This is a genomic window from Hydrotalea sandarakina (assembly GCF_003254115.1).
Classification (GTDB): Bacteria; Bacteroidota; Bacteroidia; order Chitinophagales; family Chitinophagaceae; genus Hydrotalea; species Hydrotalea sandarakina.
In genome coordinates, this window is the sequence record NZ_QKZV01000002.1 from 204,609 (window position 1) to 218,191 (window position 13,583).

The 13,583-nt window shown below is 35.4% G+C and carries 14 protein-coding genes and 1 tRNA gene; 12 read left to right on the forward strand and 3 right to left on the reverse strand.

What is annotated here, in order from left to right; translation table 11 throughout:
- The first annotated feature begins 27 nt into the window (after positions 1-27).
- Entirely contained in the window at positions 28-513 is a 486-nt protein-coding gene (locus LX80_RS03815; RefSeq protein WP_245897956.1) for a YcxB family protein, read from the forward strand.
- Here the strand turns inward: LX80_RS03815 and LX80_RS03820 are convergent.
- Complete coding sequence (locus LX80_RS03820) at positions 510-941, reverse strand: GNAT family N-acetyltransferase (protein ID WP_111293731.1); 432 nt, start codon at positions 939-941, stop codon at positions 510-512. The two genes, LX80_RS03815 and LX80_RS03820, sit on opposite strands and share 4 nt — an antisense overlap.
- 169 nt (positions 942-1,110) lie before the next feature.
- Between LX80_RS03820 and LX80_RS03825 the strand changes: the two genes are divergently transcribed.
- The 4 genes from LX80_RS03825 (at position 1,111) to LX80_RS03840 (ending at position 4,454) form a co-directional block, all read left to right on the forward strand.
- A complete protein-coding gene (locus tag LX80_RS03825; RefSeq protein ID WP_068244159.1) occupies positions 1,111-1,347 on the forward strand; it encodes an acyl carrier protein in 237 nt (78 codons plus the stop codon).
- Between the two features lie 93 nt (positions 1,348-1,440).
- Positions 1,441-2,694 carry a beta-ketoacyl-ACP synthase II gene (gene fabF / locus LX80_RS03830; RefSeq protein WP_111293732.1) on the forward strand — a complete coding sequence of 418 codons (1,254 nt, stop codon included), beginning with the start codon at positions 1,441-1,443 and terminating at the stop codon, positions 2,692-2,694.
- 10 nt (positions 2,695-2,704) lie between these two features.
- Complete coding sequence (gene rnc, locus LX80_RS03835; RefSeq protein WP_111293733.1) at positions 2,705-3,403, forward strand: ribonuclease III; 699 nt, start codon at positions 2,705-2,707, stop codon at positions 3,401-3,403.
- Between the two features lie 73 nt (positions 3,404-3,476).
- Positions 3,477-4,454: an ABC transporter ATP-binding protein gene (locus LX80_RS03840; protein WP_111293734.1), complete on the forward strand. Its 978-nt coding sequence runs from the start codon at positions 3,477-3,479 to the stop codon at positions 4,452-4,454.
- Between the two features lie 3 nt (positions 4,455-4,457).
- On the opposite strand, the gene mce is transcribed toward LX80_RS03840, so the two are convergent.
- Entirely contained in the window at positions 4,458-4,862 is a 405-nt protein-coding gene (gene mce / locus LX80_RS03845; RefSeq protein ID WP_111293735.1) for a methylmalonyl-CoA epimerase, read from the reverse strand.
- A 112-nt stretch (positions 4,863-4,974) separates the two neighbouring features.
- Here mce and LX80_RS03850 point away from each other — a divergent pair, with 112 nt between their 5' ends.
- The 6 genes from LX80_RS03850 to LX80_RS03875 all read left to right on the forward strand — a co-directional run bounded on the left by LX80_RS03850 (position 4,975) and on the right by LX80_RS03875 (position 12,638).
- The gene (locus LX80_RS03850) at positions 4,975-6,129 is read left to right on the forward strand and encodes an IscS subfamily cysteine desulfurase (RefSeq protein ID WP_211307693.1); all 1,155 of its coding nucleotides are present in this window, start codon (positions 4,975-4,977) and stop codon (positions 6,127-6,129) included.
- 136 nt (positions 6,130-6,265) lie between these two features.
- Positions 6,266-6,604 carry a HesB/IscA family protein gene (locus LX80_RS03855; protein WP_111293991.1) on the forward strand — a complete coding sequence of 113 codons (339 nt, stop codon included), beginning with the start codon at positions 6,266-6,268 and terminating at the stop codon, positions 6,602-6,604.
- A 122-nt stretch (positions 6,605-6,726) separates the two neighbouring features.
- Complete coding sequence (locus tag LX80_RS03860; RefSeq protein WP_111293736.1) at positions 6,727-7,449, forward strand: ABC transporter permease subunit; 723 nt, start codon at positions 6,727-6,729, stop codon at positions 7,447-7,449.
- 59 nt (positions 7,450-7,508) lie between these two features.
- Positions 7,509-9,218, forward strand: a complete 1,710-nt coding sequence (gldG, locus tag LX80_RS03865; RefSeq protein ID WP_111293737.1) for a gliding motility-associated ABC transporter substrate-binding protein GldG — start codon at positions 7,509-7,511, stop codon at positions 9,216-9,218.
- A 4-nt stretch (positions 9,219-9,222) separates the two neighbouring features.
- Positions 9,223-10,179, forward strand: a complete 957-nt coding sequence (locus LX80_RS03870) for a TerC/Alx family metal homeostasis membrane protein (protein ID WP_111293738.1) — start codon at positions 9,223-9,225, stop codon at positions 10,177-10,179.
- The gene (locus LX80_RS03875) at positions 10,176-12,638 is read left to right on the forward strand and encodes a bifunctional UDP-N-acetylmuramoyl-tripeptide:D-alanyl-D-alanine ligase/alanine racemase (RefSeq protein WP_111293739.1); all 2,463 of its coding nucleotides are present in this window, start codon (positions 10,176-10,178) and stop codon (positions 12,636-12,638) included. Before LX80_RS03870 ends, LX80_RS03875 begins: the two co-directional genes overlap by 4 nt.
- Before the next feature lie 123 nt (positions 12,639-12,761).
- On the opposite strand, the gene LX80_RS03880 is transcribed toward LX80_RS03875, so the two are convergent.
- Entirely contained in the window at positions 12,762-13,295 is a 534-nt protein-coding gene (locus LX80_RS03880) for a hypothetical protein (RefSeq protein ID WP_111293740.1), read from the reverse strand.
- A gap of 206 nt (positions 13,296-13,501) precedes the next feature.
- Here LX80_RS03880 and LX80_RS03885 point away from each other — a divergent pair.
- Positions 13,502-13,583, forward strand: a tRNA-Leu gene (locus LX80_RS03885).

Sequence of the window (13,583 nt, forward strand, 5' to 3'; positions counted from 1 at the left end):
CCTAAACCATTACTTTTACATTTTACTATGATGCAATTCAGCTTTTCTTACAACAAAAAGAAGGTAATACAGGCACTTCGTTACCACTTTTATGCTCGCCAGGAAATAAAATTCATGATTATTATAGTGAACTTATATGCAATATTGGCGGCTGTGTTATTCTTCTTTAAAAAAATTAGACCCGAACCATTTATATTGGGTTCGTTTATTTGGATATTAATGTTGTTGGCCGTTTGGTATATTTTGCCCTACACCATTTATAAACGTAGCATTAAAACTTTTACCGATAAGTTTATCATACAATTTACCGATGAACAAATTTTATTGGAAAATGAAAGGGGAGAAGCGCATTGGCAATGGGCTGATTTTTCAAAATATATGGAAAGCCCACATTTTTTTCACCTGTATTTTAATCCGAAATCTTTTTTTCTAGTGCCTAAAGAAGGTTTAGACGATACAAATAAACATGCGCTTAGGCAGTTATTTCAACTGCACATTCATGCCGGAAATTAAATTAGCATTTTTTCCATCATGTAATGTGGAATGTTAACTTCCGTAAATTCCTCTGAAGCTATATGGTAGCCTAGTTTTTCATAAAAACCAACGGCAGATTTTCTTGCATGCATACATAATGTGGTATAGCCCATGTCTTTTGCAAAGTTTTCTGCATAGCTCATTAAAGATCGCCCTATACCTCGGCCTTGTAATCCATCAATAACAGCCATTTGGCGTAATCGAATTTTTTGTTTGTCTATGGGGGTTAAAATACAGCAACCTTCCAATTTATCTTCTTCAAAACATCCTATTAAAATATCATTTTTTTCTTTTTCCAATTCCTTTTCGTTAAAAAACAAACCCAATGGCTTGCGTAAAATTTGGTAACGTAATTCTACCATTTGGCGATATTCCTCAGTGCCGTAATCAATAATCTTAATTGCCATTCTTTCCTAATTTTTTACAAGATAAAAATCATTTCTAAAATTGCCGAAAAATGTGCAAATCAAAAAATGTTATTAAACTGTTCAAAAAACTTGTTAAAACAAAATTGGCATAATTTATTGGAGTTTTGGCAAAAAACATATTTTTGCGCCTGTAACAAAACTTTTTACAATGTCAGACATCGCAACAAGAGTAAAGAAAATCATTGTCGACAAGTTAGGTGTTGATGAAGCAGAAGTAACCAATGAAGCTTCATTTACTAACGATCTCGGTGCCGATTCTTTGGATACCGTGGAGTTAATCATGGAATTTGAAAAAGAATTCAACATTTCTATTCCTGATGAGCAGGCTGAAACCATTACCACCGTTGGCCAAGCAATTACTTATCTGGAAGAACATGCCAAATAAGCTTTTACTCCATTGATGGAATAATGAATCCGCCTTTCTAAGGCTACATGCTAAAGATGGGCGGATTATCTCTTAAAAACAGGTACTAAAACTATGCAATTAAAACGCGTTGTCGTAACCGGCTTAGGGGCGCTTACTCCCTTAGGTAATACGGTAGCTGATTACTGGGAAAATCTTGTAAAAGGTGTTTCCGGCGCTGCACCTATTACTCAATTCGATGCCTCCAAATTTAGAACGCAGTTTGCCTGCGAGGTAAAAGGATTTGATCCTGTTCAGTATTTAGACAAAAAAGAGGCAAGGAAAATTGACCGCTTTACACAATTTGCTTTAGTTGCCAGCGACCAAGCCATGGCCGATGCCGGATTAAATAAAGAAAATATTAATCCCGATAGAGTAGGCGTTGTATTTGCCAGTGGAATTGGTGGTTTAATTACTTTTCAACAAGAAGTAATGGATTTTGCAAAAGGCGATGGAACACCTCGTTTTAACCCATTCTTCATACCTAAAATGATTTTAGATATTGCCGCAGGGCAAATATCAATGCGTCATAATTTACGTGGACCCAATTTCGCTGTAGTAAGTGCATGTGCCAGTAGTACCAATGCAATGATTGAGGCATATAACTTACTGCGCTTAGGTAAAGCCGATATAATACTTACCGGCGGAAGCGAAGCCGTAATTAGTGAAGCAGGTGTAGGTGGCTTTAATGCCATGAAAGCGATGAGTGAGCGCAATGATGACCCCACTACGGCCAGCCGTCCTTATGATAAAGATCGCGACGGTTTTGTAATGGGCGAAGCAGCCGGAGTTGTAGTAATGGAAACTTTAGAACATGCTTTGGCTCGTGGCGCAAAAATTTATTGTGAAATAGCCGGTGGTGGCGCAACTGCCGATGCCTATCACATTACTGCACCCCATCCCGATGGTTTAGGTGCTCAGAATGTAATGAAAGCAGCTTTGGAAGATGCAGGCATGCAGCCTGAAGAAATTGATTACATTAATACCCATGGCACATCAACCCCATTAGGTGATATAGCCGAGGTGAAGGCAATTGTCAATGTTTTTAAAGAACATGCCTATAAATTGAATATCAGCGCAACCAAATCAATGACCGGGCACTGCTTAGGTGCAGCAGGGGTTATTGAAGCTATTGCCTGTATTCAAAGTGTGGTGCATAATATTGTTCCCCCCACCATTAATCACTTTACCGACGATCCTGAATTAGATCCCAAACTCAATTTTACTTTTAATAAAGCCCAATCCAAAACCATCAATGCTGCTCTTAGCAATACTTTTGGTTTTGGCGGACATAATGCCTGTATAATTGTAAAAAAATTTGTAGCTTAACGCTGTGCAAATGCTACCGAATATTTTTAGGTCATCAGATACAGCTTTGGTAAAAGAATTGAAAAACGTACTGGGTATTAAACCGGGTAAAATTTTATTGTATAAAATAGCTTTAAGTCATCGTTCGGTAAAAGATACTCCTGAAGAAAATAATGAGCGTTTAGAATACTTGGGTGATGCCGTTTTAAGTGCGGTAGTTGCCGATTATTTATTTAAACGTTATCCTGCCAAGGGCGAAGGTTTTTTAACCGAAATGCGCAGCAAAATGGTGAATAGACAGCAATTAAACGATATTGCTGTGAAAATGGGTTTAAAAAAAATAACACGCTTTAATAAGTTTGATGGCTCACTAAAAAGCAGCCAAATTTTTGGTAATACGTTGGAAGCAATTACCGGCGCTATCTACTTAGATAAAGGCTATGAAAAAGCTCGAAAATGGGTAATTAAGCAAATATTAATTCCACACATGTTTATTGAAGATTTGGAATTAATTGATATTAACCTGAAAAATAAATTGATTGGCTGGGCCAACCGAAATGGTAAATTATTAAACTTTGAATTGGTAGATGAAAAGTTGGAAGGCAGCAGACGTGTATTTACGATTAATGCGGTTTTAGATGGTGAAGTGTTATCCGTTGGTAAAGGTTTTAATAAAAAAGATGCCAGCCAGGCTGCAGCACAATTAGCCATTGAAAAATTAGGGCTTTAAAATTGATTAGCCACTTATTTAATACATGTAATTAACTTGCATTCGCAATTTTTATACAGCGAATTAAAGTAACATGCTATTAGAAGTATCTCAAATTCAAAAAAAATATTCCCCTGCCTCTTCTTCATTAGTGCTCAATAATATTTCATTTCAACAAAATGAAGGACAAAAAATTGCGGTAACAGGATCCTCAGGTGCCGGAAAAACAACGCTGTTAAAAATTATTGCCGGTTGGGAACAGCCTGATTCGGGAATGGTGATGTTTAAAGGTGAAAAAGTGAAAGGCCCTGAAGAACAGTTGTTACCCGGGCATAAAGGCATTGCATATCTTTCGCAGCATTTTGAGTTATGGAATAATTATACCATTCATGAGATTTTGCATTATAATACACAACTTTCCGATAAAGAATCGAGTGAACTATTCCAAATTTGTAGAATTGAACATTTGTTGAAAAGAAAAACCAATCAACTTTCAGGCGGTGAACGCCAACGCGTTGCTTTAGCAAGGTTACTAATTACAAAACCTCAACTACTGGTATTAGATGAACCTTTTTCTAACTTGGATTATGAACATAAACAAATTCTAAAAGCAATTTTATCGGATATTGAACAATACGAAAAAATAAATTTCTTGTTGGCCTCTCACGATGCAAATGATGTTTTACCTTGGGCCGACAGCGTGTTGGTTTTACAAAAAGGAACTTTAATTCAGCAGGCAACACCACATGAAGTTTACTATTATCCCATCAATGAATATACTGCTGCCCTTTTTGGATATTACAATGTGCTTCCTTCCGATATAGTGCCAGCTCAACTCATGCCCGAAAATCGTAAACACAGCAATAGCTGTATCATTAGGCCGCATCAACTACAAATAAGTAATTCCAATATCCCAACTTCGTTACAAGGCCGGGTAAAAGAAGTATTGTTTTATGGAAATTTTTATTTGCTGGTAATTGAAACAACTTTTGCAGGAACAGTATTGGTGAATCATCCCAATCATCATGTTGCAGTGGGAAGCCATGTAAACATTGAATTTTGTAACTTTTAATTATTATGATTGAATTTCCTGACACAATTCAACCAATACACCATTTGTTGTTTTAGGCATTAAAAAACAAACTAATTTATTATCGGCACCCCGGTGCGGTGTAGTATTAATGAAACTGAATCCTTCGTTTTCCAGTCGCTTCACTTCTTCAAATATATCTGCCACTTCAAAGGCAATATGGTGAATGCCTTCACCACGGTGCTCAATAAATTTGGAAATGACTCCTTCCGGCTGCAAACTTTCCAATAACTCAACTTTTGTATCTCCTATTTTTAAAAATGCGGTGTTTACTTTTTCAGTTTCAACCATTTCAGTTTTGTAACAGTGGGTATTTAACAAAGCTTCGAATAAAGCAACTGATTGTGTTAAACTTTTTACTGCTATGCCAATATGTTCAAGTTTTTGCATAAAAAAGTGTTGAAGTAATGTTTAAGAATACAGTGGTGTTGTTTTTCAATATTCCATCATATATCCGAATATACTACATTCGTGTAATTTGTGGGTTTAAAGTGTTTGATGTATGATGCAATTGCCTATTTATTTTGATTATAATGCTACCACACCGGTTGACCCAAGGGTATTGGAAGCAATGCTGCCTTTTTACACTGTTCATTTTGGTAATGCTGCCAGTAAAAATCATGTGTTTGGATGGCAGGCCGATGAAGCTGTAACTATAGCCCGTGAACAAATTGCCGCATTAATTCATGCAAATGCAAATGAAATTATTTTCACCTCAGGTGCAACGGAAAGTGTAAACCTTGCTTTAAAAGGAATAGCTGAAAGCTATGCATTAAAAGGTAATCATATTATTACATTAACCACTGAACACAAGGCGGTATTAGATACCTGTAAACGTTTAGAACAGAAAGGCATTGCCGTTACTTATTTGCCGGTACAATTAAATGGTTTGGTGAATTTGAGTGATTTAGAGGCAGCAATTCAACCTAATACAATTTTAATTGCTGTAATGTATGCCAATAACGAAATTGGCGTTATACAAAATATTGCGGCAATATCTGCCATAGCTAAACAACATAATGTATTGTTTTTTTCCGATGCCACACAAGCAGTAGGCAAAATTCCTGTTAATGTATTGCAAGATGGCATAGATGTAATGGCATTTAGTGCACATAAAATATACGGTCCAAAAGGGGTAGGTGCATTATATGTACGCAGAAAAAATCCAAGAGTAAAATTAATGTCTCAAATGGATGGTGGCGGTCATGAAAAAGGTATGCGCAGCGGTACCTTAAATGTGCCGGGCATAGTGGGTTTTGGAAAAGCAGCTGAAATTTGTCAACAACAAATGGAACAAGATGCTGCCAACACTGCTTACTTGCGTAATAAGTTAGAAGCTGCTTTATTACAACTAAAAGGAACCATTATTAATGGAAGTGTTGAACATCGTTTGCCACATGTTAGCAATGTGTCTTTCCAAAATAGGGATGGGGATGCCTTATTAAGGGCTTTTAATAAGCATATAGCCGTTAGTTCGGGTTCGGCCTGTACTTCAGCTACTTTACAACCCAGCCATGTGTTAAAAGCTATTGGCGTGCCGGATGATTTGGCGCTTAGTTCAGTGCGATTTAGTTTGGGTAGGTTTACCACTGAAACAGAGGTAGATACAGCCATTCAGCTTATAGAAAAAACCTTGCAGCAAATGCCAACTATTTAAACCGAACCGGTAAGCTTTTGTTAAACTAATGTAACTTTTGTTTTAGCCTTTTGGCTATTAAATCGCAAATCAGTGCGGTTCAATAAAGTTTTAATAACTTTGTATTTATAATTTAAATTCAATTATTATGGTAGCAATGGATAATGCAATACACATTAGCGATAAGGCTCGTGAAAAAGTATATGAGCTAATGAAAGAGGAAGGCAAAGATGCTGCTACATATTTTCTTCGCGTAGGTGTTGTAGGTGGCGGCTGTTCCGGATTAAGTTATAAAATGGATTTTGATAATGAATTAAAAGCCGGTGATCAGGTTTTTGACGACAATGGATTGAAAATAGTAACTGATATTAAAAGCTTACTGTATTTAGTAAATACCGTTTTAGAATATTCAGATGGCTTAAATGGTAAAGGTTTTCAGTTTAATAATCCCAATGCCAGCCGTACTTGTGCATGCGGTGAAAGTTTTGCTGTTTAAATTGAGTGATAACCAATATACAAGGCTGCAATTGTTAAGATTGCAGCTTTTTTTATAAATAAACATATAATTTTTTTAAAACCTTGTTGTAGAACTAACTTATCGCTTAGTTTTGAAGAGTTATGTGGATGATTTGTAAAAAAGAATGGAACCAGTTTTTCAGCAGCATTACAGCATATGTAGCGCTAATAATTTTTTTATTGCTGAATGGCTTGTTTTTATTTGTTTTCCCCGATTCAAGTATGCTCAATTTCGGCTATGCCACTTTAACCCCATTTTTCGATTTTGTACCTTGGGTATTGCTTTTTTTAATTCCAACCATTACGATGCGCAGTTTGGCCGATGAATATAAATCAGGAACTTTTGAATTATTAAAAACCTGGCCAATAAAACCGGCTGCCTTGGTTTTTGGAAAGTTTTTAGGTGCTTTTTTAATCATTATTGCAGCCTTAATTCCTACATTGGTGTACGCATTTTCTTTGCAACATTTAAGCAGTAGTGGGGGGTTAGATATTGGTGCAACCATAGGCAGTTATATTGGATTGCTTCTATTAAGCGGCGCTTTTATTTCCATTGGCTTAGCGGCAAGTAGTTTTACTAATAACACTGTTGTAGCTTTTATTGCAGGTGCGTTTGTTTGTTTTATGCTGTATATTGGCTTTGATGCCCTAAGTAAACTGCCCATTTTTAGTGGAACGCTTGATTATTATATTGAAATGTTGGGAATCAATTTTCATTATCAAAGTGTAAGTCGTGGAGTAATTGACACCCGTGACCTTGTTTATTTTTTTGTGATTATTTTCTTTTTCTTATTCATTACTCAAAAAAACATTATTCAACGATAATTTTTTATATCAGCCATTAATTTGAAATAAATAAATAGTCGGTAGAAAATTTGCATCTCATGAACCCACAAAAAATACTGCAAAAGAAATATGGATGGATTGTACTTCTCATATTATTCGCATTGCTCATTTTACTATCGGCACAATTACATACACGCATTGACCTTACAAAAGAGAAACGTTATTCATTAAGCACTTCAACAAAACAATTGCTGAACCAATTAGAAGGTGATGTAGAAATAAAAGTATTATTGAGTGGAAAATTAAGTGCAGGCTTCAGGAAACTAAAAAACAGTACTTCGGAATTATTAGAAAATTTTCGATCTTATTCTAATGGGCATCTTCATTTCACATTCATAAATCCCGGTGAGGGTTTATCCGATTCTCTCAAATTGCAGTTGTACGATAGTTTAGTGCACATGGGTATCAAGCCTTTTAATAATCAATTGCAAGAAAGTGATGATGCGCAAACCGAAAGAATTATTTTTCCCGCCGCTATTGTTGAGTACAATGGAAAGTTAATTCCTGTTGATTTAATGAGTGGTAAAAGTGGCATGGATGAAGAAAGTACTTTGAATTATTCAGAGGCTTTGTTGGAATTTAAATTTGATGATGCTATTCAAAAATTAACTACCAAACAATTTCCCGTTGTTGCCTATGCTGTTGGAAATGGTGAGCCCTTAAATCCAACAGTAAATGATTTGTTTACGACCTTAAGCAACAATTATCGTTTTGGCATATTCGATTTGAAAAATGGTATTTTAAATGCCGATACCATCAAAGCATTAATGATTGTAAAGCCACAAACAGCGTTTACTGAAGATGAAAAAATTAAAATTGACCAATACATTATGCAGGGCGGAAATGTACTTTGGTTTATTGATAGATTATATGCTGAGTTCGATAGTTTACTTAGAGCTAAAAGTGATTTTGTAGCTTTTGATAAAGGATTGAATATTGATGACCAGTTGTTTAAATATGGCGTAAGAATTAATCCCGATTTATTGCAGGATTTAAATTCAGCTAAACAACCTTTGGTAGTTGGCAATATGGGGGGGCAACCGCAAATACAACGCATACCATTTCCATATTACCCACTATTAACAGCACCGGAAAATCATCCCATTTCTCGAAATTTAGATCAAGTGTTGAGCATATTCCCATCATCAATTGATACCGTTGAGGCAAAAGGTATTAAAAAAACCGTGTTATTGGCAACCGATACAAGCAGTAGAAAATTGGGAACGCCTGCTATTGTTAGTTTAAGAAGCATACGAAGCGAAGGTGATTTGCAAACATTTACAGATAGTAAAGTACCTGTAGTGGTTTTATTAGAAGGGAAATTCAAATCGCTTTATGCCAATCGGTTTGATAAAGCCATGCAAGATTCAGTTGAAAAACTAACGGGAGTGCCATTTATGTCGCAAGGTGAAAAAGTAGCCAGGCAAATTGTTGCCAGCGATGCGGATATTGTTACAAACGTTGTTACACAGTCTAATGGTCCATTACCCATGGGTACACAACAGTTTGAAAATTATCAGTTTGCCAATAAAGAATTCTTATTGAATTGTTTAGACTATTTAGTCGGTAATCGCGGAATCATTGAAACCAGAAATAAAGAATTTACGCTTCGGTTGCTGGACAAAGCGAAAGTAAAAGATAATAAAACTTTTTGGCAGTTTATTAATATTGTTGTACCCATCGTTATTATATTACTGCTTGGTATAATTTTACAATGGTATAGAAAGAAAACATATACAAATATTTAATTGAATGTCAGCTAATCAAATAGTTTACCTTGTTTTTGGTGTTGTGTTATTAATTGCTTTATCTGCTGATTTAGGATTGATGAGCAAGAAAGGGAAAGCCATAAACATGAAATCTGCAGTGTACCTTACCATTTTTTGGGTTGCATTAGCAATGGCTTTTTTTGTGTTTATGTGGATTGAAGAAGGACATAAAAGAGCCATAGAATATATTAGTGCTTATTTAATGGAATGGAGTTTGAGTATAGATAACATTTTTGTTTTTATCCTCATTTTTAATGCATTTAAAATAAAAGAAATATTTTATTCGAGGGTATTGCTGATAGGAATTTTAATGGCAATAATTTTACGTGTAATTTTTATTTCAATAGGGGTAGGCTTGGTTGAACGTTTTCATTGGGTATTGTATTTGTTTGGCATATTCCTGTTATATACCGGTTTTAAAATGTTTAAAGCTGATGATGAGAAAGAATTTAATCCTAAGGAAAGCAGGGTGTATCTTTTTCTGCAAAAATTTTTACCATTAACTGCTTCTGATGGGAATGGCCGATTCATTATTCGAGTAAACAATAAACCCCAATACACTATTCTGTTTGTAACAGTGGTAATTTTAGCTACGGTTGATTTGGTATTTGCACTCGACTCAATTCCTGCTGTAATGGGTATTTCTCAAGATCGACTGATTATTTATACGTCCAACATATTTGCCATATTGGGGCTTCGTAGTTTGTTTTTTTTACTGCGGGGTGCCGTAAACAAATTTATATACCTTCAACAGGGTATTGCTATTGTGCTAATATTAATCGGGTTAAAAATGGTCGGTGAGCATTGGATAGATTTAATTTTAACCAAAAATGAACAGGTGTTTGTTTCATTACTCTTAATTATAGTTTGTATAGGTGGGTCGGTATTGTATTCTATTTTTTATGTTAATCAACAACGGAAAAAAAATAAATTGTTGTGAGTTATTCAGTTCAACAAATTGCCCATATTATTCATGCATCTGCAAAGATTAATTATCCATGCCATATCAATTATTTATTAACAGATACTCGGCAAGTAATTGATGCGGATAGTAGTTTGTTTTTTGCTTTAGGTACTCATCCCACTCGAAATGGTCATCATTATATCCCCATTGCTTATAATACCGGCATAAAAAATTTCGTGGTTCAATTTGATTTTGACGATTCTCCGTACCCTGATGCCAATTTTTTTAAAGTGCATCAACCATTGTTGGCTTTGCAGCAATTAGCAGCTTTTCATCGGTCACAATTTAATTTACCCGTAATTGGTATAACCGGCAGTAACGGAAAAACAATTGTAAAAGAATGGTTGTTTCAATTGCTTAATGCAGATTATAAAATAGTTCGCAGCCCGCGCAGTTACAACTCACAAATTGGTGTTCCACTAAGCGTTTGGCACATTGCAGCATATCATCAGTTGGGTATTTTTGAAGCAGGTATTTCTTTACCCAATGAAATGCAGGCATTGCAAAAAGTTATTCAACCAACCATAGGAATACTTACTTCCATTGGTGATGCTCATAATGAAGGATTTCAAAATTTGCAGCAAAAAATTCAGGAAAAGTTATTGTTGTTTCAAGAAGTAGATTGTTTTATATATTGTACGGATGATCTTCCTGAAGAAACAATTTTGCCCAATGTTACCACTTTCTCTTGGGGAAGTAGTGCAACTGCTAAACTCCAAATTATTGACTATAATTATCAACTCAATAAAACAATTGTACATTACAAGCATAACGGAAATGCCGAAACGTTAGAAATACCGTTTACCGATAAAGCATCTATACACAATGTTTTAACCTGTTTTTGTTGTTTACTGTATTTGAAGGTTAATGAAGCTGTAATTCAGCAACGCATTCAGCTTTTACAACCTATAGATATGCGAATGCAATTAAAAAAAGGAATACAAGATTGTGTTATTATTAACGATAGCTATAGCAATGATATTGATTCCTTTGGAATTGCTTTAGACTATTTACAACAGCAAGCAGCCGGAAACAGAACAACAGTAATTGTTTCTGATTTTTTAGAATCAGGAATACCTACCCAACAGCTGTATGAAAATGTGGCGCAGTTATTAAAGCAAAAGAAAGTGAATCGTTGCATTGCTATTGGCAATAATATAGGCCATTATCAACATGCTATTGCGGCAGCAGTTGAAGAAGCATACTTTTTCATAGATACAACACATTTTCTAAATGAGTGGTTTCGTTTTTCTTTTCAGTCGGAATATATTTTACTAAAAGGTGCACGCAAGTATGCATTTGAAAGAATCGCCGCTATTTTAGAACTACAGGTACATGAAACAATTTTGGAGGTGAATTTAACCGCACTGGCAAATAATTTACGAACATATAGACAACTATTAGCACCCACTGTAAGAACAATGGCTATGGTAAAAGCATTTGGCTATGGCAGCGGGAGTATTGAAGTAGCAAAGGTTTTACAATTTTACCACACAGATTATTTGGCTGTAGCTTACATTGATGAGGGGGTAAGTTTACGAAAAGCAGGTATTGCTTTGCCAATTATGGTAATGAATATTGAGGAGAGTGGTTTTAATGCCATGGTAGAATACGGATTAGAGCCTGAAATTTTTTCTTTTCAACTGTATCATCAATTACATAAGTTTTTGTTGGAACAAGGTATTGAAAATTTTCCGGTGCATATTAAAGTTGATACCGGTATGCATCGCTTAGGCTTCAATCCAAATGAAGCCAATGCCTTAGGGAATTTGCTGATTGCCAATCATACTATGCGCGTTAAATCAGTTTTTTCTCACTTAGCTTCTGCGGAAAATGCTTTGCATGATGATTTTACGAAACAACAAAATGATGCATTTATTTATTTCAGTTCAGTTTTGCAATCCATTTTAAATTATCAATTTTTACGCCACATTGCTAATTCCGCAGCTATTGTTCGGCATAAAAACTTGCAATACGATATGGTACGTTTAGGTATTGGTTTGTATGGTGTTAATAGTGCAGCTGAAACCAATTTGCATTTACAGCCTGTTGCATCATTAAAAACAACCATTGCTCAAATCAAACATTTAAAGCCCGGCGATAGTGTAGGTTATAATCGAACAGCAATTGTTCAAGCGCCCACAACCATTGCTACCATTCGGATTGGGTATGCTGATGGGTTTAGTAAACGTTTAAGTAACGGTATAGGGTTTGTGTTTATAAACGGATATCGTGCACCTGTAATTGGAAGCGTATGTATGGATATGACTATGATCAATATTTCACACATACCCAATGTAAAAGAAGGTGATAGTGTAGAAATTTTTGGAAAAAATATTAGTGTTGAAGAAGTAGCAAAATGGTGCTCAACCATACCTTATGAAATTTTAACCGGTATAAGTCAAAGGGTTAAAAGGGTATACCTAAATGAATAAAAAAAAGCATCGCTTCATTCAAGAAGCAATGCTTTGTAAGGTAATCATAGAACACAATGTATTTAAAAAACCGGCTACATTATACCTCAAATCATTTCCTGTATGCCCACTGCCGGTTTTTAATTAATTGTCAGAAGGAGTTCCATCATATCCATTATAGTAAGTAGGCTTATTACTATTATTATTGTTATAGTAGGTAGAACCCTGTTTATAATAATTCTTTCTGGCATTACTGATGGCTTGATCTCTTTCTTGTTTCAATTCTCTAATGGTAGCTCTTCTTTCTTTTCCGGTCATACTATCATCTTCGCGGGCAGACCTGATTTTTTGGTCATAATCATGTTGTATGGCCATTATTTCGCGGTCCAATCTTGAAGGCCTTGGATTATAACCATAACCATAATCGTAATATGGATAAGGATAATATCCATACCAAGGGTAACCAAAACCAAAACCTAAGCCCAAGCCTACATAAGGACTATAATAAGGTGCATAATAAGGAGCATAACCTCCCACTACCACTGTTGTTCTTCCTCCTTTTAAACCGCCACCACCAAATCCTCTTTGAAAAGTGCCGTTACTAAAATGAGGTTTTACTGTTGCTGAAGCTCCGGTAACAATCATCAGAGCAAATGCAGCTATTAATAATTTTTTCATAATCTTCAAATTTTTGTTGTTCGGATATATGACTATAAAAGGATACAGAAATAACATGGCATGACAAGAAAAATGCAGGTTATAACATTTATTTAAATATTCAGCCACTTAACCCTATTGATGTACTGGATTTTTGATAAAAAAACAGGTTTAAGCAGGAAACTTATATTTATTTGGTTAAAAACCTTACTTTTGCGTCCCCGAATGCGGATGTGGCGAAATTGGCAGACGCACTAGACTTAGGATCTAGCGCCGCAAGGCATGTGGGTTCGACCCCCTCCATCCGCA

Excerpts from the sequence above, each read along its gene's own strand:
- gldG (WP_111293737.1), top strand. The coding sequence starts at position 7,509 with ATGAACCCACAAAAAATACTGCAAAAGAAATATGGATGGATTGTACTT.
- LX80_RS03855 (WP_111293991.1), top strand. The coding sequence starts at position 6,266 with ATGGATAATGCAATACACATTAGCGATAAGGCTCGTGAAAAAGTATAT.
- fabF (WP_111293732.1), top strand. The coding sequence starts at position 1,441 with ATGCAATTAAAACGCGTTGTCGTAACCGGCTTAGGGGCGCTTACTCCC.
- LX80_RS03825 (WP_068244159.1), top strand. The coding sequence starts at position 1,111 with ATGTCAGACATCGCAACAAGAGTAAAGAAAATCATTGTCGACAAGTTA.
- LX80_RS03880 (WP_111293740.1), bottom strand. The coding sequence starts at position 13,295 with ATGAAAAAATTATTAATAGCTGCATTTGCTCTGATGATTGTTACCGGA.
- rnc (WP_111293733.1), top strand. The coding sequence starts at position 2,705 with ATGCTACCGAATATTTTTAGGTCATCAGATACAGCTTTGGTAAAAGAA.
- LX80_RS03870 (WP_111293738.1), top strand. The coding sequence starts at position 9,223 with ATGTCAGCTAATCAAATAGTTTACCTTGTTTTTGGTGTTGTGTTATTA.
- LX80_RS03860 (WP_111293736.1), top strand. The coding sequence starts at position 6,727 with ATGTGGATGATTTGTAAAAAAGAATGGAACCAGTTTTTCAGCAGCATT.
- LX80_RS03850 (WP_211307693.1), top strand. The coding sequence starts at position 4,975 with ATGATGCAATTGCCTATTTATTTTGATTATAATGCTACCACACCGGTT.
- LX80_RS03840 (WP_111293734.1), top strand. The coding sequence starts at position 3,477 with ATGCTATTAGAAGTATCTCAAATTCAAAAAAAATATTCCCCTGCCTCT.
- LX80_RS03815 (WP_245897956.1), top strand. The coding sequence starts at position 28 with ATGATGCAATTCAGCTTTTCTTACAACAAAAAGAAGGTAATACAGGCA.
- LX80_RS03820 (WP_111293731.1), bottom strand. The coding sequence starts at position 941 with ATGGCAATTAAGATTATTGATTACGGCACTGAGGAATATCGCCAAATG.
- mce (WP_111293735.1), bottom strand. The coding sequence starts at position 4,862 with ATGCAAAAACTTGAACATATTGGCATAGCAGTAAAAAGTTTAACACAA.